Here is a 26,991-nt window from a genome sequence, read left to right on the forward strand (position 1 = left end):
AAAAAGGGCAGCTACTTTTGTGGCAGCCCTTTTTCTTGCGATTGATTCTCTTCTGCTGACTCCAATTTGGTCAATTTAAACACCAGAATTCCAGCAACAATCACAATGACACCTAATAGTTTTGTAAAAGAAAATTCCACTTTTTCTAACCCAAGCCAGCCAAGCGAATCAAACAAAAGCGCGCAGCCCAGCTGTGACGTGAGGACAATCGAAATGCCATAAGTCGGTCCAAGACGTTTGATACTCTGAACAAGACAAATGACCACCCCTACCCCAATGGCTCCGCTTATCCAGTACCAAGCTTCCATATGTCTTAGTTGAAACATGCCAGTTCCCTCTAGTAAGAGACCCATCAGGAGTGAAGCGATAAAACCCATTCCAAGAACGAGGGTAGTCGTTGACCAAGAGCCTGTATGCTCGTTAACCTTACTGTTAAAAATGGTTTGTAAGCTGACGAGTGCGCCAGCCGTGATGGCTAATACTATTCCTATGATCATATTTAAATCCCTTCATTTCTTCTATTCATAAATATTGTGCTCTGCTATTTCTAGGAGCCCTTTCCGGTCACAAATCGTAATATTTCCTCTATGCCTCTCTATTAGTCCTTTTTCACTGAATTGCTGAATGACCCGGTTAATATGCCGGTAGCTTGTACCAATTAAGCTCGCCGCATCAGTGAGACGAAGGGCGCTTGCGCTGTCATCATCTGTAACAACAGACAATAAGTAGCTTGCTAGCCTAACCTCCACAGGATATAAAAGATGGAAGCTCAAATCGTTTGATTTCGTATAAAATTTGTTTGTAATACCTTTTAGCAGAAAGTTTAACACGCGTGGGTCGTTCTTTGCATGGCGCATGAGCGCTTGATGAGAAATCCTTAGCATATGTACTTCTGTGACAGCTTCAACTGTATTGACCATATCTGTCTTTTGGACGTATTCAATATCTCCAATCGCTTCAAGAGGGTGTTTAAAGCTAAGAATAAAGGTTTTTCCCTCTTTTGTGGTCGTGAAAATCTTTAATTTCCCTTTCACTAACAAGTACAGATACTCTCTCTTATCCCCTTTTGAACAAACAAGCTCCCCTTGCTCATACCGCCACAAGCTTACATGTGATATGAGGTTCTGATGAAAGACGTTCTCTAACTGATGTGCCTTAAGGTAAGTGAAAAAAAGAGATTCATCATGAAGCTCCTCCATCTGATGCCCTCCTTTATAGCTTTAAAATGATCACGCCTGCGATCATCAAGAAAATCCCTGCATAATGAGGCCATTTCATTTTCTTCTTCTGTACACCAAACCATCCTTTTGCATCGATTGCAAAGGTAAACGCAAGCTGTGCAATAAGTAAAGCTGCGATGGTGAGTGTCACACCGATCATTTGAATCGCAGTCACTTCATTAAAAATAATAATCGCTGCAAAAGCGCCTCCTATTAAATAAAGTGGCTGTACCTTTCGATATTCCCTGAAGTGTCCGTCTCGTATGATCAGTAAAATGACGAGTGAGATGATAAAACCGGTCAGCTGCGTGATAGTGGCTGCCTGCCATGTGCCGATATCCTGGCTGATTCTTGCGTTGGCTACGCCTTGCAGTGTAATACAAGCGCCTCCTAATAAAGCGAAAATAACACCTTTCATTCGTTCAAAAGCTCCTTCTTTTTTCAGTCTAGTACCATTAAATGATACATGCCCGCCGGTTGAAAAGGACATATGTCCCAATTGCGTATTATATCAGAAATTTTTTCATTTGCAGTTTGTTCGTTTTAGATTTTTCACAGTGGGTACAGTTTTATATCAGCTGAAAACAGAATATTGAATGAATCACATATAAAAAGGAGACATGTCAGAATGAGAAATCAAGAGAAACATTTTATTAACGGAGAATGGGTTACATCAACAGGAAACGAAACGACAGAGGTCATCAACCCTGCGACTGAAGAAGTCATTGGCACCATTAGCTTAGGAACAAAAGAGGATTTAGATAAGGCAGTGAAAGCAGCTCGTGCCGCCTTCCCTTCTTTCTCAAAAACATCTCGAAATGAACGAGTTAAGATGCTAGAAAACATTGTGCGCGGCTACGAAAAACGCAAAGATGAACTTGTAGAAGTGATGACACAAGAGCTCGGTGCACCGCTGAAAGTTTCAGAAGACGTTCATTACAAAATGGGCTATGAACATTTTTCTAAAGCAGCGGAAGCACTTAAATCTTATACATTTACCGAGGATCGCGGCGGACATACCATTATAAAAGAAGCGATTGGTGTCAGCGGACTGATTACACCGTGGAACTTCCCAACAAACCAAACATCACTAAAAATTGCGGGTGCCATTGCGGCAGGCTCACCAGTTGTCTTAAAGCCAGCAGAAATTACACCTTTTGCTGCGATGATTCTTGCAGAAATTATTGATGAAGCAGGCGTACCGAAAGGAGTCTTCAACCTAGTAAACGGAACGGGTGACGTGATCGGTGACGGCATAAGCTCACATCCTGATATTGACTTTGTTTCCTTTACGGGGTCAGGTGCCGTCGGCTCTAAAATTATGGAAAACGCGGCGGACAATGTGAAGAAAGTGGCCCTTGAGCTTGGCGGAAAATCCCCTCTTATCGTCTTAGATGATGCAGATGTGGATGTCGCCGCTGAAACCGCCATTCAGCATATTGCGATGAATACAGGCCAAGTGTGCTCTGCAGCTACACGCATCCTTATTCCAGAATCAATGAAAGATAAATTTGAAAAAGCGCTGCTGAATGCCCTGCCGAAGTTTACAGTCGGTGATCCAAGAGAAAATCACGCTACAGGCCCGCTTGTTTCTAAAAAGCAGTGGGATACCGTGCAATCTTATATTGAAAAAGGAATCGATGAAGGGGCTACCCTTCTTGCTGGGGGAACTGGAAAGCCGGACGGAATCAATAAAGGATATTTTGCCAAGCATACCATCTTCACCAATGTGAAAAATGATATGACCATTGCGCAAGAAGAAATCTTTGGACCAGTCATGAGTGTCATCACCTATCAGGATCTCGATCATGCCCTTGAGATCGCTAATGATACAGTGTATGGCCTTGCCGGTTATGTTGTTGGTAAAGATGAAAAAACATTAAAATATGTCGCTGAGCATATCCGTGCTGGTCAAATCACCATTAACAATGCTGAAACAGATTACTTTGCCCCATTTGGTGGCTTTAAGCAATCTGGTATCGGAAGAGAATGGGGAGACTTTGGTATCGAGGAATATTTAGAAGTGAAGGCTGTGATGGGACTTCCAACGGCGTAAATTGAGAAGGGAGAAAAACTCTAGGGTTTTTCTCCCCTTTTTATTTAATCAATAAGAACCCATTTCGAATTTTAAGAACTGCTTTCTACTCCATTATTTATTCTAATCAATAATGATTTTGTATTTTTCGACGGTTGCTTTTGGAGGAAACGATTCTTGTAACTCATCAAACCAAATCTCAATTGTTTGCCCCTTTGACAGCTCTGTAGTATCAACTTTCGTTAAATCCATCATGATGAGATCGTGTTTATACTTATCGACAAGAAGAGGCGTATCTAATGAATCATCGTGTTTTTTAGGAGATTTATTGTTAATAAGAAGTAAACCAGTCTCCCCTTTATATAGCAATATGCCTTTTTTTGAAAAAGGCGTTGCTATTTTATTTTGATTGTGTGGATTCTTTATATTGCCCTTTGTTGTAGAGTGACACCCTCCTAATAAAATGAGAAAAATCATGATGATAAGTCGAACACATATTATTTTTTTAAATTTAAATGACATCAACTAGATACGCCCCTTTTCAATGCTTCTTCATGTCTAGCTTTCTCAGATCAAAACGGCTTATATACGGCCCATTTTCTTAAGATACTTTAGACATGTAAGAAGATTTACCTTCAAGTTCCTTCACCTTGCAAAGGTATTAGAAATCTTAATCATGACAATCAATATTATATATTTTACTTAATGGCAAACTTTCGGTAAAGTTCAAATTGAACCTATATATATAATTCCTATCGAATTAATCTATGTTTATATTCCTTGTGAGGTGGATATCGTTGCAACTTCATGTATTAAACAGTCCGTTTAGTCAGCAGCAGGCAGACTTGCTCAATCAGCTGCTTCCGACTTTAACAGATCAGCAAAAAATTTGGCTTACCGGTTATTTATCAGCACAGGCAGCTCTAGCCGGATCAGAAACGGCGACTACGGCCCCTTCTCCTTCTGCCGCAGTACCTTCGCAGCCTGTCAGTAAAGAAGTGACTGTCCTTTATGGCTCACAAACAGGCAATTCCGAAGGATTAGCGAAAAAGACGGCGCAGCATCTTGAGGAGAAAGGTTTTCAAGTGACGCTCTCTTCTATGTCCGATTTTAAACCAAATAATCTGAAAAAAATACACAATTTACTGATGATCGTCAGCACACATGGCGAGGGAGATCCGCCTGACAATGCCCTTTCTTTCCATGAATATGTCCACGGCAGACGTGCGCCAAAGCTTGATCATGTAAGCTTCTCTGTTCTTTCACTTGGCGACAGCTCCTACGAATTCTTCTGTCAGACTGGAAAAGAATTTGATGAGCGCTTCAAAGAGCTTGGTGGGACGCGTCTTACAGACCGAGTGGATTGTGACCTTGATTATGATGAGCCGTTTTCTGAATGGCTTCAAGGGGTGACTTCTTCACTTAGCGAAGGTGAAGCCGTAGCATCCCCGCAAGAATCAGCGGAACTAAACAAACAAACAGCTGCTTCTGAATATTCAAGAACGAATCCTTTTTATGCGGAAGTGCTTGAAAATATCAACCTAAATGGCCGCGGCTCTAACAAAGAAACCCGCCATTTGGAGCTCTCTCTTGAAGGATCAGGACTTGTTTATGAGCCTGGCGACAGCCTTGGCATTTATCCAACAAATGATCCTGCGCTTGTTGATGAACTGATCACGACATGCGGATGGAATGCAGAGGAACCCGTACCTGTTCATAAAAATGGCGACACTCTTCCTTTGAAAGAAGCATTCACTTCGCACTTTGAAATTACAGTATTAACAAAACCCCTTCTTCAAAAGATGGCGGATTTGACGAAAAATGAAGCCCTCCATGCCCTTTTAGAAGAAGGAAACGAAGAAAAGTTAAAAGCTTATGTAGCAGGAAGGGATTTAGTCGATGCTGCGAGCGATTTCGGTCCTTTTGAAGGAACAGCCGCAGATTTCACTGCGATTTTAAGAAAAATTCCGGCTCGCCTTTATTCGATTGCAAGCAGCCTGAAAGCGAATGAAGAAGAAGTTCATTTGACGATCGGTGCTGTGAGATATGATGCGCACGGGAGAGAACGCCAGGGCGTCTGCTCGATCTTATGTGCGGAGCGCTTAGAGCCAGGTGATACGTTGCCAGTTTATATTCAGCACAACCAAAACTTTAAGCTTCCTGAAGATTCTGATGCACCAATCATTATGGTAGGCCCAGGTACAGGCATCGCCCCTTTCCGTTCGTTTATGCAGGAACGAGAAGAAATCGGTGCAAGCGGAAAATCGTGGTTATTCTTCGGTGACCAGCACTTTGTGACGGACTTCTTATATCAAACCGAATGGCAGAAGTGGCTAAAAGATGGCGTCTTAACGAAAATGGATGTGGCTTTTTCAAGAGATTCAGAGGAAAAAGTATATGTTCAGCATCAAATGAAGAAGCAAAGTAAAGAATTATTCGAATGGCTGGAGCAAGGTGCCTATGTATATGTTTGCGGAGATGAAAAGCATATGGCGCATGATGTTCATCATACCCTTCTATCGATTATCCAAGAAGAAGGTGCGATGAGCAAAGAAAAAGCAGAAAGCTATCTTGCCAACTTACAGCAGCAAAAACGCTATCAGCGTGACGTTTATTGATTTGATGCTTGAAAGAAAGGAGCTTTTACTTACATGGTGAAGACAGCATTAACAGCGCCGGATGGACCTCCGAGCGACGTAGAGGAAATCAAAGAAAAAAGTGATTATTTACGGGGTACGTTAAAAGAAGTGATGCTTGATCCGATTTCAGCGGGAATTCCGGATGATGACAACCGTCTGATGAAGCATCACGGCAGCTACTTACAAGATGATCGTGATCTGAGAAATGAACGACAAAAACAAAAGCTTGAGCCTGCCTATCAATTTATGTTGCGTGTCCGTCTGCCTGGCGGAATCGCCACATCTAAGCAGTGGCTTGTGATGGATGAGCTTGCTCACAAATACGGAAACGGTACGTTAAAGCTGACTACTCGTGAAACCTTTCAGCTTCACGGTATTTTAAAATGGAATATGAAAAAAACCATTCAAGACATTCATTCTACTATGCTTGATACAATTGCTGCTTGCGGCGACGTGAACCGGAATGTCATGTGTACATCGAATCCTTATCAATCTGAAGTGCACCATGATGTATACGAGCTGGCGAAAAAATTAAGTGATGACCTGCTCCCGCAAACAAGAGCTTATCACGAAATTTGGCTTGATGAGGAAAAGGTTGCGGCAACGCCAGATACGGAAGTTGAACCGATGTATGGTCCGCTTTATTTACCAAGAAAATTTAAGATTGGTGTGGCGGTCCCTCCTGCTAATGACATTGATGTTTTTTCGCAGGATTTGGGCTTTATTGCCATTATAGAAAACGATCAACTGGTCGGTTTTAATGTCGCAATTGGCGGCGGAATGGGTATGACGCATGGTGATACAGCGACTTATCCGCAGCTTGCAAAGGTCATCGGCTTTTGTACACCTGAACAGGTCGTAGAAATTGCCAAACAAGTCATCACCATTCAGCGTGACTACGGAAACCGTTCTGTGCGAAAAAATGCCCGCTTTAAATATACGGTGGACCGCCTTGGTCTTGAGAATGTAAAAGAAGAGCTTGAGCGCCGTCTTGGGTTTACTCTTTTAGAGGCAAAGGATTATCACTTTGATCATAACGGTGACCGTTATGGCTGGGTAAAAGGCATTAATGGCAGATGGCATTATACGATGTTTGTAGAAGGCGGACGCATCACAGATTATGATGATTATCCGCTGATGACAGGCATTCGTGAAATCGCAAAGATTCATACTGGTGACTTCCGCTTAACAGCGAATCAAAATTTGATGATTGGGAATGTCACTTCTCATAAAAAGAAACAAATCGAGCAGCTCATTCAGGAGTTCGGTTTATCTGATGGCCAAAAGCACTCTGCCCTCCGCCGCAGTTCAATGGCCTGTGTTTCTCTTCCGACATGCGGCTTAGCGATGGCAGAAGCAGAACGCTACCTCCCTCGCTTGATTGACAAAATTGAAGAGATTGTCGAAGAAAACGGATTAAGTGATAAAGAAATCACAATTCGTATGACTGGTTGTCCAAATGGATGCGCCCGCCATGCGCTAGGTGAAATTGGCTTTATCGGAAAGTCACCTGGCAAATACAACATGTATCTTGGCGCTGCGTTTGATGGTAGCAGATTAAGTAAGCTGTACCGTGAAAATGTTGGTGAGGAAGAGATTTTAAATGAGCTTGGCTCACTGCTCCCCCGCTATGCAAAAGAACGAGAAGATCAAGAGCATTTTGGTGATTTTGTTGTTCGGGCAGGGATTGTCAAAGCAACAACAGATGGCACGAATTTTCATGTGCAATAGAATAAGACAGGAGAGTGTCCTGTCTTTTTTTCATTGTAATCGGTGTGAATTCTGAAACAGAATGCGAGGATTTGTCTACACGCTGTTCTGGTTCCTTTTTAAGTATTCGCAAATGCTTGTGTACACCTTAGGATTGTCTAAAGAAGAAAGATCTGGTGATGGCTTGTGTTCATAGGCTCCTTTTAATAACCGCCGGACAATTTTACCGTTTCTTGTTTTCGGTAAAGCTTGAATGAGATGGATTTCCTTTGGCGTGAGCGCTTTTCCCGCATGTGAACCAACATGAGTTTTGAGCTCTCCAATGAGTCCCTCATCTTCAAAAGACTGTGAGCTCGTCACGATGAAACAAACGAGGGCCTCTCCTTTCACCTCATCCTTCACCCCAATGACAGCTGCCTCATGTACGGCTGGATGCCCGACAAGAATGGATTCAATTTCTGCTGGACCGACACGTTTCCCTGCCGTATTAATGACATCATCCGATCTGCCTGTGATATGGAACGTGCCGTCCTCTGTTTGCATCACCCAATCCCCATGTGTCCACACCCCATCAAATCGTCTAAAATACGTGTCTTCATATCGCCCCGTATCTTTCCAAAACCCACAAGTCATGCCGACCCATGGTTTTTTGACGACAAGCTCCCCTACTTCATTTGTGACGCTCTGACCTGCTTCATTATACACATCCGCTGCCATTCCTAAGATCGCTGCATTAAAAAGAACTGGTTTGATTGGGCGAAGCAGCGTACTTCCTACAATTCCGCCAGAGACTTCTGTTCCTCCTGAATAATTTAGGATCGGTATGTGCTTTTGACCAATTTTGTCAAAAAGCCATTGCCACGGTGCTTCATTCCACGGTTCACCTGTAGAAATGATGGCTTTGATATGCGGGAGCTGAATACTTGTAAGATTTTGCTGCATCGCAGATCGAACAAACGTAGGTGAAAGCCCAAAGTGTGTGACCTTTTTCTTGTGGATGAATGACCAGAGATGCTGTTCATCAGGATAATCGGGTGCACCGTCATATAAAACGATTGCGGCCCCATTGATCAAGCCGCCAAAGACGAGAAATGGACCCATCATCCAGCCCATATCAGTGAGCCAAAACAAACGATCTCCTGCTCCAACGTCCATACAAAGACCAGCATCAAAAGCTGCTTTTACAGGGAAACCTGCGTGTGTATGGACAGCCCCTTTTGGCGTACCGGTTGTTCCAGACGTGTATAGGATCATGAGCGGATCATCATTTGTGAGATAGGTCGTTTCACTCATCGGATCTTCTTTTAACAAATCATTAAGCCTGATATCCCCTTCATATTCAATATGAGAGGAAGTGTGTACAATGACGGTTTTGATCGTGTCTGTTTTATGAATCGCAGCTTCCGCACATTCTCGCATATTGATCGTTTTCCCGCGGCGCGTCACGCTTGAGCCTGTGACGACAATGGATGCACCTGACGCACGAATACGAACGGCAAGAGGCTCGCTTCCATAGCCAGAGAAGACGGGGCTAAAGATGACACCTACTTTTGCAAAGGCTAGCATGACAGCCACCGTTTCAGGAAGCATCGGCATATAAATGACGGCCACATCCCCTTTTTGAAGCCCATTCTTCAAAAAACCAGCGGCGAGGCGATTGACCTTATCCTGAAGGTCGAGATACGTCCATCTCCTTTCTTCCCCTCTCTCATTTCTCCAAATCACGGCTGACTGATGCTGCGTTTCCTCGTTCTCTGCCCATTTGTCCACTGCGGTTTCCGTTATGTTGAGCTGACCGCCTTTATACCATTTCGGCCACATGAATGAATTTTGACCTAATGCAGCTTCATATGGCACCTTCCACTTGATGCCGACCGCCTTTTCAGCTTCTCTCCAAAACCAATCGGTCCGCTCGATACTAGCTTCGTAGAATGCTTCATACGTAGAAAAACCAAGTGAGTGCATCCATTTGTAAAGACGTGTCTGTTTGATCATCTGATCTTCCGGTTTCCATGCTGGTGTCAGGTTCATCATAAGGATGCCCCTTTAGACCGGATAAACCGGATGTTTTCGTCTTGTAAATGTCATCTCTTTTGAGGTGTAGGCTTGTAATCGATGACATAGTTCAGCTCGCAAGTGGTCGAACGGGATGACGCCATCGACAATCATTTCAGAGGCAAGCTCATATATATTCATATCTTCCTGGTACTCCTTGCGTTTCTCTTGGATAAATGCAGCTCTTTCTTCAGCAGGCAGTTCGGCAATTTTATTCGCATAGACAGCATTCACAGCCGCTTCTGGCCCCATGACAGCAATTTGTGCTGATGGAAGAGCGAGACAGCAGTCTGGTTCAAACGCTGGTCCTGCCATTGCATATAAACCTGCACCGTAAGCTTTACGTACAATGACCGATATTTTCGGAACGGTTGCCTCTGACATAGCGGAGATCATTTTCGCCCCATGTCTAATAATGCCAGCTTGTTCTACTTTTGTTCCGATCATAAATCCCGGGATATCCGCAAGGAAAAGGAGCGGGATATGAAAGGCGTCACATAGCTGAATAAACTTAGCGGCTTTATCAGCTGAGTCATGGAACAGCACCCCGCCTTTTACCGCTGGCTGGTTAGCAATCAGACCCACAGACTGCCCGTTCATTCGGCCAAAGCCTGTGATGAGCTCTGCGGCAAATAGTTTTTTGATTTCAAAAAATGATCCTTCATCAATGAGTAAATCAATGAGCTGATACATATTGAAAGGGGTATTTTGTCCTTTTGGGATAAGGTCTTGGATGGTCATCTCAGATGGTTTGGGTGCTTTGGCGGCTATTGCTTTTGGTTTTTCCGTATAGTTGGCAGGCATGTAAGTTAAATAATCACGGGCGATTTGAATCGCTTCTTCCTCAGTTTTGGCTAAAATATCGCCGCATCCGGAAATGCTGCAATGCATATTTGCTCCGCCCATTTCTTCAAGAGATACTTTTTCTCCAATCACCATCTCGGCCATTCGCGGGGAGCCTAAATACATTGAGGCATTCCCTTCAACCATGACGACGATGTCACAAAAAGCAGGAATGTATGCACCTCCGGCCGCAGATGGACCAAATAGTAAACAAATTTGCGGAATACGTCCAGACAGCTTCACCTGGTTATAAAAAATGCGTCCCGCGCCCCTTCTGCCGGGAAACATGGCGATTTGATCGGTGATTCTTGCGCCCGCAGAGTCGACTAAATACAGCATCGGGCAGTTGAGCTTTTCGGCTGTTTCTTGGATTCTGATGATTTTTTCTACCGTTTTAACGCCCCATGATCCTGCTTTGACGGTAGAATCATTTGCCATGAGGCAAACGGTTTGCCCATTCATACGTCCCGTTCCTGTGACAACCCCGTCTGCTGGCAGATGTTCATCTTGACACTCGGCAAACATTGCATCCTCAATAAATGAATCCTCATCTAATAACAACTGGAGCCGATCACGGACGAACAATTTCCCTTTTTCTTTGTTTTTTTCATGGTATCGTTCGGCTCCGCCTTTTACAATCCGCTGTTTTTTCACTTCATATTCTTCGATCATGACCATTCCCCTTCCTTGCTATTTGCCTTTGTATTGAGGTGTTCGTTTTTCTTGGAAAGCCTGAAGACCTTCCATTCGATCTTCTGTATCAATGAGCCGTACATAGGCTTCGTATTCTTTCATTAGACCTGTCCGTAAATTGTAATCAAGGCTCATTTGAATCGCTTGTTTCGCTTCTTTTAAAGCAATTGGGCCGTTTTTGGCCATTTGTTTTGCAAGAGAAATGGCGTCATGCATGAGCGCATCTGCTAAAGAGATGTGCTCAATCAGCCCGATTTGAATCGCTTCTTCTGCTTGTAATGTAGCCCCTGTGAAAATGAGTTCTTTTGCTTTACCGAGTCCGACGAGGCGCGGGAGACGCTGCGTTCCTCCTGCCCCTGGTATGATAGCTAGTCCTGTTTCTGGCAGGCCAAGTCTTGCTCCGGCTCGTGCGATGCGAATATCACAAGCGAGTGCGAGCTCAAGACCTCCGCCGAGTGCGTGTCCGTTCATTACGGCGATGACAGGTACAGGAAGAGATTCAATTTCTGTAAAGGTTTGTTGAATCGATAGCACCGCCGCTTTTGCTTCTTCCTCTGTCATCAATCGTCGCTCTTTTAAATCAGCTCCTGCGCAAAAGATGTTAGAACCAGCTCCTGTCATGAGCAGACAGCGGATGCTTTCATCATGTTTGATTTCTTGAATGGTTTGATTGATCTCCTCGAGCATCGCAGCAGACAGGGAATTCGCTTGTTCTGGCCTGTTTAAGGTCATGATTCCAATCTGTTCATCTTGTATCGTAAAATTGACCAATGATGTCATGTCACATTCATCCTTTATGAAGTAGTATGAGAGTGAAAAGCGCGTAAACAATGACTAGGCAAAGTGCGATCTACTTTTGTTTCAATCCATTCTGCTGCTTTTATCAATGCAGGAAAATGGATATTTGTTTCAATTCCTAGTTTTTGAAGCATATGCACCACATCTTCTGTTGCGACATTGCCGCTAGAGCCAGGTGCATAAGGACATCCGCCTAGCCCGCCGCTAGAGGAATCAAATGTTGTAATTCCAGCTTTTAATGCTGTATATATATTGGCAAGACCCATCCCCTTCGTATCATGAAAATGAAGAGCAATTTTATCAGCGGGAAAACGTTCAAGTAAAATGTCTAAACGCCTTTCTACTTGAAGCGGATGGGCTTCTCCGATGGTGTCGCCGAGGGATATTTCATCTATGCCATAAGAAAGCAGACGATCTGTTAGCCGTAGAATTTGATCCATCGGCACTTGTCGTTCATAAGGGCAGCCAAATACAGTGGAAATATATGCACGTGTGCCTTTTCCTGCTGCTTTTAAATCAGCTGTCATTTGTTTGATGACAGGAAGTGTTTCTTGGATGGATTGATTCATATTCTTTTTGTTATGTGTTTCACTCGAAGAGATAAACATAGCGCCTGTGTCAAGATTTGCTTCAAAAAAGTGAGCGAGGCCTTTTTCGTTAGGAATGAGTGCTGCATAAGTGGTGTCGTCATTTTTGTGTAAGGATCGAGCTAACTCTTTGGCGTCTTTTAAGGCTGGAACCCATTTCGGATGAACAAATGATGTGACTTCAATATAAGGGAGACGGGCTGCTACGAGCAGGTCAATCCACTTCCGTTTCTCATTTGTGTTCAGCCAGGCAGATTCATTTTGCAGTCCGTCCCGCGGGCCGACTTCCCTGATAAGTACACGCTTTGGTAGTGCCATCTCGCTTCCTCCTATTCTGTCAGCTCTAGAAGAACCTCCCCTTCATCGACAAATTCCCCCTCTGCCTTATACACTTTGCTGATGACACCTGCCTCTTCTGCCACTATTGGAATCTCCATTTTCATTGATTCTAAAATAGCGACCTCCTGCCCTTTTTGCACTTCATCTCCTTGTTTCACAAGGAGTTTCCATAAGTTTCCTGCCATTTGTATCGTGACATTTTTCATGAATGGTTTCCCTCCCTTTTTTTCATGAGAAAATCGGTTGTGATGCTGCCATGTAAGAAAGCGGATGATCCGGCCATTTCCCTTAAAAGCGGTAAGTTGGTTTTGATCCCTTCTATTTCATATGCTTGTAACGCCGCTTTTAATCGTTCTATTGCAAGATTTCGTGTATCACCGTAAACGATCATCTTCGCAATCATAGGATCGTAATATGGGGTCACGACACTCCCGTTTGTCACACTTGATTCATGGCGGATATAGGGAGCTTCTGGCGTAGACAGCCGAGTAATTGTTCCTGGTGATGGATAAAAGGTGACAGGGTCCTCCGCATAGATTCTCACCTCAATGGCATGCCCGATTTGTTGAATATCCTCCTGATTGAAGGAAAGTGGCTCAGATGCTGCGATTTTTAGCTGTTCTTCGACAAGGTCAATACCTGTTATTTCTTCTGTGACAGGGTGCTCTACTTGTAACCTCGTGTTCATCTCTAAAAAGTAAAATTGCTGATGTTGATCGACTAAACATTCAATCGTTCCTGCATTTTCATAGCCAATGGCTTTAGCTGCTTTGACGGCCATCTGCCCCATCTGTTGTCTTACTGATTCGTCGAGACAGGCGGCTGGTGCTTCCTCGATGATTTTCTGATGTCTTCTTTGGAGTGAACAGTCGCGCTCAAACAAGTGAACCCCGTGGCCAAAGGAATCAAAGAGAACTTGGATTTCAATGTGCCGCGCGTCTTCAATAACCTTTTCCATATAAAGCGTCCCGTCGTTAAAAAAACTTTTCGCTCTTTTTTGATTTCCTTCAAAAGCTTTATGCAGTTCCTCATCATTTCGCACGAGCTGCATGCCGATTCCTCCGCCTCCGCTTGATGCCTTGAGCATGATCGGATAACCGATTGACTGCGCTTTATTGACTCCTTCTTCTGCGTCATGGAGTGGGGCTGAAACGCCTGGTACGATAGGAATTCCTGCACGCTCCATCGTTTTTCTCGCTTCAATTTTATTTCCCATGCGCTGAATGGCCTGTGCAGATGGACCAATAAAAGCGATTCCTTCACTGCGGCAGCGTTCTGCAAAGGCCGCATTTTCTGATAAGAGGCCATATCCAGGATGGATGGCATCTGTATTTGTCTGCTTGGCTGTCTCGATGATCATTTCCATGTTTAAGTAGCTTTCTGATACTTTCGCTCCTCCAATCAAATAGGCACTGTCTGCTTCTTGCACATGAAGTGCATGCTGATCTGCTTCTGAATAAACAGCTACGGTGCTGATCCCAAGCCTTTTACAGGTCCGGATCATTCTACGAGCAATTTCTCCTCGATTCGCAATCAGTACTTTTTTGAACATTGCTGCCTTCACTCCTTTATGAGATCAAGTGCTTGTTTTTTCAGACGAAATTTTTGAATTTTCCCTGATGCAGTCATTGGATACTCGTCTGTGATGAAAAAATATTTTGGCATTTTGTAGCGTGCCATTTGTGACTGACAATAGCTAGTTAATGTCTCAATCGTCACCGCGCGACCTTGCTTGAGCCGAATGAATGCGGCTGCTTCCTCTCCATATGTTTCGTCAGGTATACCAACGACCTGTGCATCAAGAATGGCCGGATGCGTGTAAAGAACGTCTTCAATCTCTTTTGGGTACACATTCTCTCCGCCTCTAATAATCATATCTTTCAGACGTCCTGTAATTTTTACATAACCGTCCTCATCCATCTCCGCTAAATCCCCTGTATGAAGCCATCCGTCCTCATCAATGACTTCATTTGTGGCCTCTTCATTTTTATAGTAGCCTTTCATGACATGGTAGCCTCTTGTACACAGCTCGCCTTGTTCTCCTCTTGGCACTTCATCCGGCGTACCTGGGGCGGTGATTTTCACCTCGATGTGAGGAAGCGCCCGCCCCACCGTTTGAACCCGCCTTTCAAATGAATCATCCGTTCTTGTTTGGGTAATGACAGGTGAGCTTTCGGTCTGACCGTAGGCAATCGTGAGCTCCTTCAATCCCATTTGTTCAATGACTGCTTTCATCACATGGGATGGGCAAAGAGATCCTGCCATAATACCGGTCCGCAATGTGGACAGATCGTATTGGTGGAAATTCGGATGATCAAGCTCTGCAATGAACATGGTCGGGACGCCATGAAGAACTGTACACTTCTCTTTTTCCACCGTTTGAAGGACTCGCTCTGGATGGAACGATTCAATTGGGATGATCGTGCCTCCTTTTGTGAGACAAGCAAGTACGCCAAGGACAGATCCAAAGCAATGAAAGAACGGTACAGGAATGCACATGCGGTCTTCATGGGTAAGCTTCATACAATCCGCAATTTGGCTCGCATTGCAAACGATGTTTGTATGGCTGAGCATGACGCCCTTTGGGTAGCCGGTTGTGCCTGACGTATATTGCATATTAATGACGTCATCAGGTGCCAGCTCATTCATTCGTTTCTCCAATTGATGATCTTCCGTCCTTTCGGCAGCAGCTTGAATACTATCCCAGCTGCGCATACCTTTTGGCGTGTTCTCGCCAATATACACAACACGTTTTAAATACGGAAATGAGGCGGAGGTGATGCTATCTCGGTCTGTTGTTTGAAGCTCCGGTATGAGGTCTTCCAGCATCTTGACGTAGGATGTCTCTTTAAACCCGTCTACGATAAACAGCATGCTGCTATCAGAATGCTTTAATAGATAAGCAAGTTCTTGTGATTGAAAATTCGTATTCACGGTGACAAGAACGGCTCCAATGGAGGCGCAGGCGAATTGCAGGATGAGCCACTCGGGTACATTGGGTGCCATGATGGCGATATGATCCCCTTTTTGAACGCCTAATGCCATAAGACCTTTCCCAGTTTCCTTGACCTCTTTAAAAAACGCTTCGTATGAATAACGTAATGAACGCTCTGGATACACAATGGCTTCATGTGCTGGGTGCTGCTCCTTTTTCTCTTTTAATAGGGAGCCAATCGTTTGTGGATGAATCGACATCATGATTTTCCTCCTCCATCAATGGTAAGCGTTTTCATAAAAGGGTTATGATAGCAGTTGTCTTGCGATGACTAGACGCTGAATTTCTGAAGTGCCTTCTCCGATTTCCATGAGCTTGGCATCTCTTACAAGCCGTTCTACCCCGCACTCTTTCATGTAGCCTGTTCCCCCGTGAATTTGGACAGCATCAAGGCTTGCTTTAGTTGCCATTTCTGAAGCAAAAAGTTTGGCATAGGCTGCTTCTTTTGTAAAAGGTTTCCCTTGATCTTTCAGCCAGGCGGCTTTCCACACCATTTGTCTAGCGAGTTCTATTTGCATCGCCATATCCGCCAGTTTAAATTGAATGGCTTGAAAGGACGAGAGGGTCTGCCCAAATTGCTTCCTTTCCTTTGCATATGATAATGAGGCATCAAGTGCAGCTTGCGCGATCCCAACAGATAAAGCAGCAATCGAAATTCGTCCCCCATCTAATGTATATAAAAATTGTTTAAAGCCTTTTTTGGGATCTCCTAATATATGATGTGCTGGTACACGTACGCTGTCTAAAATGATTTCAGCTGTATCTGAACCGCGCACCCCCATTTTGTCATATGGATTTGTAATGGACAGCCCTTTTTGCCCTTTTTCTACAATGAAGGCTGAGATGATCGGGCGGTCTTGCTCATCGTAATCTGTGACTGCGGTAACGATAATCGTCCTGGCAAAATTGGCATTTGTGATCCAGCATTTCTCTCCGCTGATTACATACTCTTGTCCGTCTTTGACCGCTTTTGTTTTCGTGCCTTTTGCATCTGATCCAGCATTTGGTTCCGTTAATCCGAAGGAACCGAGTGCCGTTCCAGATGCCAGTGGAACAAGGTGATCCATCTTTTGCTCTTCAGTTCCGAAGTAATAAAGCGGGCTTGCCCCTAAGGAAACGGCTGCGGCATAGCTAAGGCCAGTACTGGCACACTGTTTTCCGATTTCTTCTACAGCGAGTGCATATGAAATCGTATCTCCTCCTGCCCCTCCGTATTTTTCTGGAAAAGGAATGCCCATTAAGCCGAGCTCCCCCATTTTTTGAAACGTTTGGGCTGGGAATACGGCCTGTTCATCAATGGTTTGAGCGAGTGGTGCAATTTCTGTTTTGGCGAATTCTTTGACCATCTGGCGGATCATTTGTTGTTCTTTTGTCAGTTCAAAGTCCATCTTTTTTCCCCCTTTGGCTCTTTTCTATCATATTTATTAAACAAGTAGCTCCTTCATGCCAAGCTTGATTGAATTCAGAAAATTAAAACAAATATAATAGAAAAAAAGCATGAACGAAGAAAATCCTCATTCATGCTTTTTCGTTAGTTCACTCTTTTTGTAGCAGGCTTGCTTTCGTGATGAAGACGATTGAGAGCCGTTACTTTGTAAGTATCAATCTTATTTTGATGAGCTGAAAGATGTTTGACAGATGTCAGCGTGCCTGTTTCTTTTCTAACGGTTTGGAGCAATTCATATGATCCTTTCGTCGTCAATCGATAGACCGCATAATAGACTGCGGTAGAATGTCGATCATTTTTGATCTGTAGAGATGCACCATCCGCTGTCTTTTTGATAGATTGAATGATTGGTTTTTTTGGCGCCTTTTGATGAAGCCAAGGCATTTCTGGAATGAGAGCCGGTTTACGATACGCATCATCTATCAATCGATTTTTGATATTTAAAGGGTTACGGTTGAGATCCTTTAGACTAAAATGCATGCTTCCCTGCACGAGCTGTGACTGTCTGTTTAGCTCAATCTGCCGGAAATATTCTTCTGGATCAGACCAAGCAGGATCGCTGTTTTGATTTATTTTATACGTCGCCTGACCAATGTACAGGTGAACTGGCTTTCCCTTCACTTCATTTGACCACCATTTTGTGAGCACGTCATAGGCGGCTGCCTGAAAGCCGATGCTCCAGTAAATTTGCGGGGTGACATAATCGATATTGTGCTGCTGAATCCACTCCCTTGTATCAGCATACAAATCATCGTAATTGGTCATCCCTGCTGTCGTGTTTGAACCAGTCGGGTCATCCTTTATGTTGCGCCAGACTCCGAAGGGGCTAATCCCGAATTTCACATACGGCTTTACTTTCTTCACGGTGTCGTTGATTTGCTCGACCAAGTGGTTCACATTATCTCTTCGCCAATCTTCTATATGTGTGAATGCTTTTTTGCCATATGTTTCATACGTTTCTTGATCTGGAAACGGTACACCGGCTATTTTATTTGGGTAAAAATAATCATCCATATGCACTGCATCAATATCGTAGTTTTTCACGACTTCTTCTATGCCGCCGACAATGAAGTCTTGGGCCTCAGGAATGCCTGGATTGAAATAAAGCTGATTACCGTATGCGATAGTCCAATCAGGATGTTTTCTTGCCGGGTGATCGGCTGATAAACGGCTGAGATCGGTATGATTCATTGTGATTCGATACGGGTTAAACCAAGCGTGAAATTCGAGACCGCGTTTATGAGCTTCGTCGATCATGAATTCAAGCGGGTCATACCCGGGATCTTTTCCTTGTGTCCCGGTCAAATATTCAGACCACGGTCCGTATGCCGAAGGATAAAAGGCATCTGCTGTTGGTTTGATTTGCATAATGACAGCATTCATATTCATCGCTTTGATCTCATCTAATAGATGAATAAACTCCTGTTTTTGCTCTTTGACGGGCAGTCCTTTCTTTGACGGCCAATCTAAATTATAAACTGATGCGATCCATACCGCGCGCATTTCTCTTGTGCTCTCAAGCTTTCCTTTTGGTATTGGCCGAGCTAGACTGCTAGAAGGAATCAATAAGAAGATAAACATCAAAATGATTGTTACACACGTCATCGTGATCTTTTTAAGCATGTTTTGCATCACCTCAATATTAAGTTTATTCTGCCTTTTGAGATGGAATGCCAGCAGATGGTGTGAGCAGGATGTTTTTCATTTCGTTGAGCTGGACTTCACGTATGTTGCAGGTCTCGATTAAATAACGCTCTACACTTCCGTATGTCTGCATCATCTCGTTTAGCACATCTTCCAGATAATCTTGCTGCACGCCAAGAAGCGGCTGAATTTGCTCTTTTGATACCCTGTATAAACTCATCATGCGGACAAATCGCTGCTGCCTTCTGATGAGCATTTTCACCCCTTCGTTAGAGCGCATGTATTCACTTAAAACAGTTTGCAATGATACACCTGCTGCTAATTGAATCAGGGCAGATAAAAATCCTGTGCGGTCCTTACCACTCGTGCAGTGAAGCATCAGCGGGTAATTGCTTTTATCTGAAAGCAGTATGAACAGCTTGTGAATCTCTTCTTTACGATCTGTGAGCATGCTTTGATATAAATCTTTCATGATCGGGATAAATGAGAGAGATTTCCCTTCTGCTACAAGCATACGAAACATGGTCCGTTTACTTGGCATCTTACTGTCAGGCTGCATCGGAATATGGACGATTTTGTCGTGTTCATTGATCTTTGGCGGATGTGATTTACGTTCTGAGGTTGTACGCAGGTCACAAACCGTTTGAATCCCGAGTGTTGAGAACGTCTCGATGTCTTGTTTCGTCAAACGGGATAAATCTGCGGATCGATAAATCATACCTTGTCTGATCACCATATCATCTGTTGTTTGAAGTCCCCCTACTTCTCTAAAATTCGCAAGCTTTGAAAAAGGGTTATTTGATTGATTCATAGAAGTGAATGTCCTTTCCGTTACGTTCTTTTCTCTATCATACGCTTTTATGAAAAATGAGAAAAGAGAAGCCATCGTGTGATCATCAAATAAGAGAATTTATTGGTATAATGGAAACAGGACATTCGGATGGATTGGAGATATCACGCATGATCAAAACAAAACGGATTCAGCAAATCAAAGAGTATGTGTTTGACCGGGAATCTGCCTCACTTGATGAGCTTGTGGCGCATTTTGGCGTCTCAAAAAACACGATACGCCGAGATGTACAAGCATTGGTCGAGTCCGGCGTGCTTAAAAAAGTATATGGCGGGGTGGCTGTGAACCATTCAACGTTAGTGGTATATCAGGAGCGAAAGACCCGTCAGCTGAGTAAAAAGCAATTGATCGGTCAATTGGCTGCTGCTTTTGTGGAAAATGGGGATATGATTTTTGTTGATTCTGGTACGACAACACTTGAGATGCTTCCCTATTTGACTGAGAAACAGGTGACCGTTGTGACGAATAACGTAGATTTCATTACACAGGCAATGCCGCATGAAAAGCTCACTATTTTTTCCACGGGCGGAATGCTTGAGAGAAAAACGAATTCTTTCGTTGGCTATCAAAGTGTAGAGCGATTAAAAGCTTACAATGTGAATAAAGCCTTTATCGCATCAACTGGTTTATCCATTGAGCATGGCGTCACGAATTCCTCCCCACTTGAAACGGATATTAAAAAGACGGTCGTTCAAAAAAGTGCCAAAACGTTTTTACTAGTTGATGATAGCAAGTTCGATCATTACGCCTTGACCACGTTTTGTGATGTACACGATCTTGATGTTGTCGTGACGAATAAACAGCCAAATGAAGATTATCTTCAATATGGAAAAGAGCATGATGTACAGTTTGTCACACCGTCATCAAATGAGTAGACAGGAAAATAGATCAGTCACAAAAAAACGGCTCAGGAGTTTGAGCCGTTTTTTGATTCATTCATTTCAAGCTGTATGATCATGCGGAATAAAAATCGGTACACGGCTGAGATGACATCAATGAAAGGCATATCTTCATGAATGTCCCCAAGCTCAAGAAGCTGTAAATTCACATCAAACAAGCCGTCTTGCCCATTAAATTGAAGCTGCGCACCATCGAATGACGCCAGCATGTCCTTTAGAATGCCCGTGTCTTTTTTAGGACGTTTGAAACCGAATAACACGGTATACGTTTGAAACACTTCGTCCCATTCAATGGCTAATCCATCGACTTTCACCACATCAAACCACTTTGATTCGATATAAATGAATTCTTTTTGATGGCTTTTTACATATGTAAGCGGTGTGTTTAGAAATGAGACACCTTCTGTTTGAATCATGTCCTCAGACTCTTTGTCTACACGCTCTATATATACATCACTAAAGCGTGCTTCTTCCTTTATTCTTGCGCCTTCTAACGGCCAATTGTGACGCGCCGCTTCATCATATTCAAAGTCTGTCAGCGCTTGTCCTTCTTTCAGTAAATCTTGTAAGCGATTTTGCAGCGACATGGCTATGTCTCCTTTCTTCTCTTTCATGTGCGTGTATTATTTTAGCATAACTCATGAAAAGAAAGATATGACTCAGCATATGATGGTATGATAGTGTCAAAAGAAACATCTCGGAGGGGTACATTTTGCTCACAATGACACTGGCAGAAAAAATCGTAGACGAGGTCAAAAAAGTGCTGACTGAAGAAATCATCATTGCACAAACAAACGGCACCATTATTGCAGCAACAGATCCAGCACGCATTGGTCAATTTCATGAAGGGGCATATTTGACATCCTTTGAAGGACAAAAGCGAATCCTTACAAAGGATGATGAACAGCGAATGAAAGGGGTCAAAGCTGGAATCAATCTGCCTATTTATTTTAAGCAAGAGGTCATTGGTGTCATTGGGATGACAGGAAATCCCGTCCATGTCTCTCCATTTGGCGAAATATTACGAAAAATGACTGAGCTGCTCATTCAAGAACATGAATTTTTTCAAGAAACGGAAACCGATGAACGGCAGCTTGAAGCGTTCGTGTTTGACTGGCTTCATCTGCCAGAGACAGCACTCGATCTCACTGAAAAAGCAGCGCGGTTTCAGCTTGATGTCAAAAAACAACGCGTGGTCGTCCTTATTGATTGTCACGATGAATCATTTATGAAGCAAGATCAATACAAAAAGGTAAAGGAAATGCTGCATCTCACAAGTCAAGAGATGATCGTCCGCTGGGGGCATGCTCGCTTTTTGCTCATGCTGCAAACCACAGCAAATGATCGTGATACCTTACAGCAGCGTCTATTTCACATCCATGCTTCGCTCGCCTCACGTTCCACGTCAAAGGTGTTGATAGGTGCGGGGAAACCAGCAGCCGGGCATATGATGAAGCAATCCTTTCATCAAGCGTTTCGTGCTTTAAAATTGGCACATGCGGAAACGCCGATTGTGTTTGACGAGGATTTAACGCTTGAACTTTTTATGGAAGAAGTGAGTCAGGAAACAAAAAAAGTGTTCGTTGACCGAACGATCGCCCCGCTTCTCCCCTATCCTGAACTAGTGAAAACATTGCGTGTACTCATGACATCAGATTATTCATTGAAGTGTACTGCTGAAGCTATGCATGTACATATCAATACTCTGCATTACAGGATAAAACGTATCCAAGATTTAACGACACTTGATCCAAAACGTATGCAAGATGCGATGCTCTTTTATTTAGCCTTGATGCTATTGGATGATCATCCAAAAAAACAAGGTGTGAAGCCCGATATTTTGTAGAATCGTCCATAGGCATAAGGCGATTCTTTTTTTATACTGGAAGAAACGGTACGTCAAATCAGTGGGGGTGAATATACATGTTGAATTCTGAATTTTCACGTCAATTACAAGAGATTGTTGGGGCGTCTTATGTACAAGACAGTAAAGCAGACAGACTTGCTTATTCTTACGATGCAACGCCCAATTTTCAACATATGCCAGATGTCATCGTAAGCCCGCATTCGGCTGAGGAAATCCAGCAAATCGTCCGGCTCTGCGCCTCATATAAAGTGCCGATCGTGCCAAGAGGATCAGGAACGAACCTCTGTGCAGGAACCTGCCCTACACAAGGCGGACTTGTGATGTTGTTTACAAGAATGAACCAATTAATCGAAATTGACGAAGAAAACCTTACTGCAACGGTCCAGCCTGGTTTGATCACACAGGAACTCATTCGCCAAGTAGAGGCAAAAGGTCTCTTCTATCCACCAGATCCAAGCTCTATGAAAATTTCCACGTTAGGCGGAAATATCAATGAAAATTCAGGTGGCCTGCGGGGGTTAAAATATGGTGTGACGAGAGATTATGTACTTGGACTTGAGGTGGTTCTGCCAAACGGTGACATCATCAAAACAGGCGGTAAGCTCGCAAAGGACGTGGCCGGGTATGATATGACCCGCTTATTCGTTGGATCAGAAGGTACACTCGGCATTGTCACAGAAGCGACGCTGAAGCTTTTACCGCTACCAGAAACCAAACAAACGATGCTTTGCTTATATGAAAGCCTAGAGGAAGCTGCCGCTTCAGTTTCGGCGATTATTGCAGAGCGTATCATCCCCGCTACATTAGAATTTATGGATCAGCCGACACTGGAAGTCGTTGAAGACTTTGCCAAAATCGGCCTGCCGACTGACGTTCAAGCCGTTCTATTAATCGAGCAGGACGGCAATCCTGAGGCAGTTTCCCGAGATATGCAGAGCATCGCAAACGTCTGTCAGCAGTACGGAGCAAAAGAAGTGAATATCGCCCATTCTGAAGAAGAGGCTAGCTCTCTTTTAACAGCAAGACGGAGTGCCTTATCCGCCCTCGCCCGTTTAAGCCCTACGACCATTTTAGAAGATGCCACAGTCCCCCGGTCTGAAATTGCCAGCATGGTACGGGCGATCGAAGACATTGCGAGAGAGTACGATGTGAAAATCTGTACATTTGGTCATGCAGGTGACGGAAATTTACACCCTACCTGTGCAACTGATGCAAGAAATGAAGAAGAAATGAAGCGGGTCGAAGAAGCCTTTCAGGCCATTTTTGAAAAAGCAGTCTCTCTCGGCGGCACCATTACGGGTGAACATGGTGTGGGTCTAATGAAAGCCCCCTATTTAGAGCTAAAAGTCAAAAAAGAAGGAATCGCTGCAATGAAAGCAATCAAACAAGCGCTAGATCCAGCAAATATCATGAATCCTGATAAGGTGTTTGGAAAATCAGCACGAAAGCGAGTGGTCGTCTCATGAATTCATCTCAGCCATCAGACATTCAACAAACATTTCAGCAGCAAATGGATGATAAAGAGCTGCTCAATTGCATGCGCTGCGGATTTTGCCTGCCTTCCTGCCCTACTTATATTGAATCCGGTCAACAAGAAACGCACTCTCCGCGCGGCCGAATTGCTTTAATGAAGGCGGTAAGAGACGGCGTGATTGAGCCAGATGAAGATGTCGAACATTCTTTGAACCTTTGTCTTGGCTGCCGTGCATGTGAACCGGTCTGCCCTTCCGGCGTTAAATATGGACGTTTATTAGAGGATGCAAGAGACATCATTCAGCAGCACAAAAAACAATCCTTACCTGTGAAATTTGTGAGGCGTGTTGTGTTTAAAGGACTTTTTCCTTCACAGAGCCGAATGCGTCAAGCGGCTGGACTGCTTCGGTTTTATCAAACTTCCGGTTTGCAAACGGCCGCCCGTAAGTCTGGCATGCTGAAGGTTCTGCCGCCGCATCTACGATTGATGGAAGAGGCTCTCCCAAAGGTGCCGCGTCAACAAAAAGAGCATGCATCAGAATACAAAGCCTCCGGCACGCCAAAAAAGCGTGTGGCCTTTTTTAATGGCTGTTTAATGGACACTGTTTTTTCCAGCACAAACAAAGCGACCATAGAGCTTTTGCAGCTGGCCGGTTGTGACGTTGTTGTCCCTCCTATTCAGACGTGCTGCGGAGCACTTCATGGCCATAGCGGAGAAAAAGAGCAAGCGAAACAGTTAGCAAGGCGGAATATTGAAGCATTTGAAGAGATAGAGGCAGATGCGATTGTCATGAATGCTGGCGGATGTGGTGCTTTTTTAAGTGATTATGATCATTTGCTAAAGGATGATCCGGCTTTTCAAAAAAGGGGTGAAGTCTTTTCAAAGAAAATCACGGATATATCAGACATTCTCGTAGAGCTTGAGTTTCACAAGCGCACGCCGCTTGCCTTGCCAGAGCAGGTTATCACCTATCAAGACTCTTGTCACTTACGAAATGGAATGGGTGTAGAGCATGCGCCGAGGATGCTGATGAAGGCGATTCATGGTATATCATTTAAAGAAATGAAGGATGCTGACCGCTGCTGCGGATCTGCCGGAATTTATAACATCTTACAGCCAAAGATGTCGATGCAAATTTTAGATCATAAAATGAAAGAAGCAAATCAAACAGAGGCAGCCGCCATTGTCACGTCCAATCCAGGCTGCCTGCTGCAAATGGCAGCAGGGATCAAACGATCAGGACATTCGCACACCATGCGGGCCGTCCATCTTGCTGATCTTTTATTAGAAGCCGTTCAATACGGAAAAGAAGCGTCCAGCTTATCAAGCTGAACGCTTTTTTTATGCATATCTTCAGTCTATTGGTTGGATAATAGAGGCAAATTGCGGAAGGAGGTGGTTCAAGTGCTGAAGAAAAACAAGCAACAACAAAAGGACGCAAATTCAGTATTTGAGGCATTGTCACGCTCCTCGGATTTTACAAACGAGTTGTCACAAAGTGAACGTTTTCTTTATCGAATCTCTTTTTTTCGTTCGTTAATTAATGGTCATCTACTCCATGAACAAATTTTGCCCTACATGAAAGAATTGCACCTCACCCCTACTCTTGAGGAGCTGAAAGAACGAATTCCTATTGAACAGTCTGTGATCACGACCGATCTTCAAAAAGTGGAAAAAGCCCTTCACCTAGGTCATTTGGCCATTCGGCTTGAGACGGACTGGGGCAAAGCGCTTCTGATTCCGATGGAAGAAAAGAAAGGCAGACAAGTAGGTCCGCCCGAGATTGAATTTGGCATTATCAGTGCACAGGAAGCATTTGTAGAAGTCCTGGATACGAATCTAAATTTGGTCAGACGGCGGCTACCGACGCCGAACTTAAAAGTGGCGGAAAAGACGGTTGGCACACTATCTCAAACAAAAGTAGCGATATTATTTATTGAAGAAATCGCCAATCCAGCAAACATCGAAACCGTTCTCCAGCGAATTGAAGACATTGATTATGATCAAATTTTAGATGCAAATTACCTTGCTCAAATGCTTTATGATGTGTCCAATACGATTTTCCCTTTGTTTTTAAATACAGAAAGACCTGACCGTGTGTCTTCAGGCTTATCAGAAGGGAAAATTGCTATTTTAGTGGATGGATCGCCTCATGCCTTGCTTGCCCCGACGATTTTACTTGAGTATTTTTCCACTATGGAAGACTATAATATGTCTTGGATTGCGGCTTCTTGTTTTAGGCTGTTACGCATATTTGCTGTGATATTCTCCATTTTTGCGACGCCTTTATATGTAGCCGTTTTAACCTTTCATTATGAGCTGATCCCAAAGGATTTATTAGAAACGGTCGTGTCCTCGCGCTATCTTGTTCCATTTCCTCCGATCATTGAGGCACTATTTTTAGAGATTTCAATTGAATTACTGAGAGAAGCAGGATCGAGACTTCCAGCTAAAGTCGGACAGACACTCGGGATTGTTGGAGGGATTGTCATTGGACAGGCTGCTGTGGCAGCAGGCTTAACAAGTAATATTTTGCTTATTATTGTTGCACTTTCTGCTCTTGCCTCATTTGTCACTCCTGTTTACAAAATGGGCAATGCCATTCGCCTGCTGAGATTTCCATTTCTACTTGCAGCACAGATGTGGGGTGCACTCGGCATTGCTGTGATGGGATCTTTCCTTCTCACCCATTTAATGAAATTAACGTCTATTGGACGACCATATCTAGAGCCAATTTTCCCGCTTCGTCTGACTGATTTAAAGGGCAGCTTGATTCGTCCTCAGCTCCGCTTTTTGAATAAAAGACCGGAAAATTTACGTCCACAAAATAAAACGATTCACCGGCAAAAACCGAAGCAAGGCCATAAGGGGAAAAATGATTTTTATGAATAAGGAA

At 43.8% G+C, this 26,991-nt stretch carries 23 protein-coding genes; 8 read left to right on the plus strand and 15 right to left on the minus strand.

Going from position 1 to position 26,991, the window contains the following annotated elements:
* Positions 1–11: 11 nt before the first annotated feature.
* Genes C5695_RS09370 through C5695_RS09380 form a run of 3 tightly spaced genes read right to left on the minus strand, consistent with a single transcriptional unit; the run spans position 12 to position 1,638 of the window.
* Positions 12–497 carry a DMT family transporter gene (locus C5695_RS09370; protein ID WP_117730495.1) on the minus strand — a complete coding sequence of 162 codons (486 nt, stop codon included), beginning with the start codon at positions 495–497 and terminating at the stop codon, positions 12–14.
* Between the two features lie 21 nt (positions 498–518).
* Positions 519–1,199, minus strand: coding sequence for a Crp/Fnr family transcriptional regulator (locus C5695_RS09375; protein ID WP_117730496.1), 681 nt, complete (start codon positions 1,197–1,199; stop codon positions 519–521).
* A 13-nt stretch (positions 1,200–1,212) separates the two neighbouring features.
* Positions 1,213–1,638 carry a DMT family transporter gene (locus tag C5695_RS09380; RefSeq protein ID WP_117730497.1) on the minus strand — a complete coding sequence of 142 codons (426 nt, stop codon included), beginning with the start codon at positions 1,636–1,638 and terminating at the stop codon, positions 1,213–1,215.
* A 210-nt stretch (positions 1,639–1,848) separates the two neighbouring features.
* On the opposite strand from C5695_RS09380, the gene C5695_RS09385 reads away from it, so the two are divergent.
* Positions 1,849–3,276 carry an aldehyde dehydrogenase family protein gene (locus C5695_RS09385; RefSeq protein ID WP_117730498.1) on the plus strand — a complete coding sequence of 476 codons (1,428 nt, stop codon included), beginning with the start codon at positions 1,849–1,851 and terminating at the stop codon, positions 3,274–3,276.
* A 102-nt stretch (positions 3,277–3,378) separates the two neighbouring features.
* Here C5695_RS09385 and C5695_RS09390 read toward each other — a convergent pair whose 3' ends face one another.
* Positions 3,379–3,777 carry a DUF3221 domain-containing protein gene (locus tag C5695_RS09390; protein WP_125482356.1) on the minus strand — a complete coding sequence of 133 codons (399 nt, stop codon included), beginning with the start codon at positions 3,775–3,777 and terminating at the stop codon, positions 3,379–3,381.
* A gap of 275 nt (positions 3,778–4,052) precedes the next feature.
* On the opposite strand from C5695_RS09390, the gene C5695_RS09395 reads away from it, so the two are divergent.
* Both C5695_RS09395 and cysI read left to right on the plus strand, forming a co-directional pair.
* Positions 4,053–5,873, plus strand: coding sequence for an assimilatory sulfite reductase (NADPH) flavoprotein subunit (locus C5695_RS09395; RefSeq protein ID WP_117730500.1), 1,821 nt, complete (start codon positions 4,053–4,055; stop codon positions 5,871–5,873).
* 33 nt (positions 5,874–5,906) lie between these two features.
* Complete coding sequence (cysI, locus tag C5695_RS09400) at positions 5,907–7,625, plus strand: assimilatory sulfite reductase (NADPH) hemoprotein subunit (RefSeq protein WP_117730501.1); 1,719 nt, start codon at positions 5,907–5,909, stop codon at positions 7,623–7,625.
* Positions 7,626–7,700: 75 nt separating this feature from the next.
* On the opposite strand, the gene C5695_RS09405 is transcribed toward cysI, so the two are convergent.
* The 10 genes from C5695_RS09405 to C5695_RS09450 all read right to left on the minus strand — a co-directional run bounded on the left by C5695_RS09405 (position 7,701) and on the right by C5695_RS09450 (position 19,816).
* Complete coding sequence (locus C5695_RS09405; RefSeq protein WP_117730502.1) at positions 7,701–9,638, minus strand: AMP-binding protein; 1,938 nt, start codon at positions 9,636–9,638, stop codon at positions 7,701–7,703.
* Between the two features lie 12 nt (positions 9,639–9,650).
* Entirely contained in the window at positions 9,651–11,174 is a 1,524-nt protein-coding gene (locus C5695_RS09410) for an acyl-CoA carboxylase subunit beta (RefSeq protein WP_117730503.1), read from the minus strand.
* An 18-nt stretch (positions 11,175–11,192) separates the two neighbouring features.
* Complete coding sequence (locus C5695_RS09415) at positions 11,193–11,975, minus strand: enoyl-CoA hydratase (protein WP_117730504.1); 783 nt, start codon at positions 11,973–11,975, stop codon at positions 11,193–11,195.
* 14 nt (positions 11,976–11,989) lie between these two features.
* A complete protein-coding gene (locus tag C5695_RS09420) occupies positions 11,990–12,898 on the minus strand; it encodes a hydroxymethylglutaryl-CoA lyase (RefSeq protein ID WP_117730505.1) in 909 nt (302 codons plus the stop codon).
* Positions 12,899–12,909: 11 nt separating this feature from the next.
* The gene (locus tag C5695_RS09425; RefSeq protein ID WP_117730506.1) at positions 12,910–13,125 is read right to left on the minus strand and encodes an acetyl-CoA carboxylase biotin carboxyl carrier protein subunit; all 216 of its coding nucleotides are present in this window, start codon (positions 13,123–13,125) and stop codon (positions 12,910–12,912) included.
* Positions 13,122–14,471, minus strand: a complete 1,350-nt coding sequence (locus tag C5695_RS09430; protein WP_117730507.1) for an acetyl-CoA carboxylase biotin carboxylase subunit — start codon at positions 14,469–14,471, stop codon at positions 13,122–13,124. The genes C5695_RS09425 and C5695_RS09430 overlap by 4 nt, the downstream gene beginning before the upstream one ends.
* A gap of 8 nt (positions 14,472–14,479) precedes the next feature.
* Positions 14,480–16,117, minus strand: a complete 1,638-nt coding sequence (locus C5695_RS09435; protein ID WP_117730508.1) for an AMP-binding protein — start codon at positions 16,115–16,117, stop codon at positions 14,480–14,482.
* A gap of 42 nt (positions 16,118–16,159) precedes the next feature.
* Entirely contained in the window at positions 16,160–17,302 is a 1,143-nt protein-coding gene (locus C5695_RS09440; protein ID WP_117730509.1) for an acyl-CoA dehydrogenase family protein, read from the minus strand.
* A 143-nt stretch (positions 17,303–17,445) separates the two neighbouring features.
* Positions 17,446–18,984, minus strand: coding sequence for a glycoside hydrolase family 10-like protein (locus C5695_RS09445; protein ID WP_117730510.1), 1,539 nt, complete (start codon positions 18,982–18,984; stop codon positions 17,446–17,448).
* 25 nt (positions 18,985–19,009) lie between these two features.
* Positions 19,010–19,816 carry a tyrosine-protein phosphatase gene (locus C5695_RS09450; protein WP_233230818.1) on the minus strand — a complete coding sequence of 269 codons (807 nt, stop codon included), beginning with the start codon at positions 19,814–19,816 and terminating at the stop codon, positions 19,010–19,012.
* A 149-nt stretch (positions 19,817–19,965) separates the two neighbouring features.
* Here C5695_RS09450 and C5695_RS09455 point away from each other — a divergent pair, with 149 nt between their 5' ends.
* The gene (locus tag C5695_RS09455; RefSeq protein ID WP_117730512.1) at positions 19,966–20,730 is read left to right on the plus strand and encodes a DeoR/GlpR family DNA-binding transcription regulator; all 765 of its coding nucleotides are present in this window, start codon (positions 19,966–19,968) and stop codon (positions 20,728–20,730) included.
* A 32-nt stretch (positions 20,731–20,762) separates the two neighbouring features.
* On the opposite strand, the gene C5695_RS09460 is transcribed toward C5695_RS09455, so the two are convergent.
* Entirely contained in the window at positions 20,763–21,341 is a 579-nt protein-coding gene (locus C5695_RS09460; protein WP_117730513.1) for a branched-chain amino acid aminotransferase, read from the minus strand.
* A 125-nt stretch (positions 21,342–21,466) separates the two neighbouring features.
* Here C5695_RS09460 and C5695_RS09465 point away from each other — a divergent pair, with 125 nt between their 5' ends.
* The 4 genes from C5695_RS09465 to C5695_RS09480 all read left to right on the plus strand — a co-directional run bounded on the left by C5695_RS09465 (position 21,467) and on the right by C5695_RS09480 (position 26,987).
* A complete protein-coding gene (locus tag C5695_RS09465; RefSeq protein WP_117730514.1) occupies positions 21,467–22,600 on the plus strand; it encodes a CdaR family transcriptional regulator in 1,134 nt (377 codons plus the stop codon).
* Between the two features lie 77 nt (positions 22,601–22,677).
* Positions 22,678–24,087: a glycolate oxidase subunit GlcD gene (gene glcD / locus C5695_RS09470; RefSeq protein WP_117730515.1), complete on the plus strand. Its 1,410-nt coding sequence runs from the start codon at positions 22,678–22,680 to the stop codon at positions 24,085–24,087.
* Positions 24,084–25,427, plus strand: coding sequence for a (Fe-S)-binding protein (locus C5695_RS09475; RefSeq protein WP_117730516.1), 1,344 nt, complete (start codon positions 24,084–24,086; stop codon positions 25,425–25,427). Before glcD ends, C5695_RS09475 begins: the two co-directional genes overlap by 4 nt.
* A gap of 72 nt (positions 25,428–25,499) precedes the next feature.
* Complete coding sequence (locus C5695_RS09480; RefSeq protein ID WP_117730517.1) at positions 25,500–26,987, plus strand: spore germination protein; 1,488 nt, start codon at positions 25,500–25,502, stop codon at positions 26,985–26,987.
* Positions 26,988–26,991 lie beyond the last annotated feature (4 nt).

This window comes from Bacillus pumilus (genome assembly GCF_003431975.1).
GTDB classification, from domain to species: Bacteria; Bacillota; Bacilli; order Bacillales; family Bacillaceae; genus Bacillus; species Bacillus pumilus_N.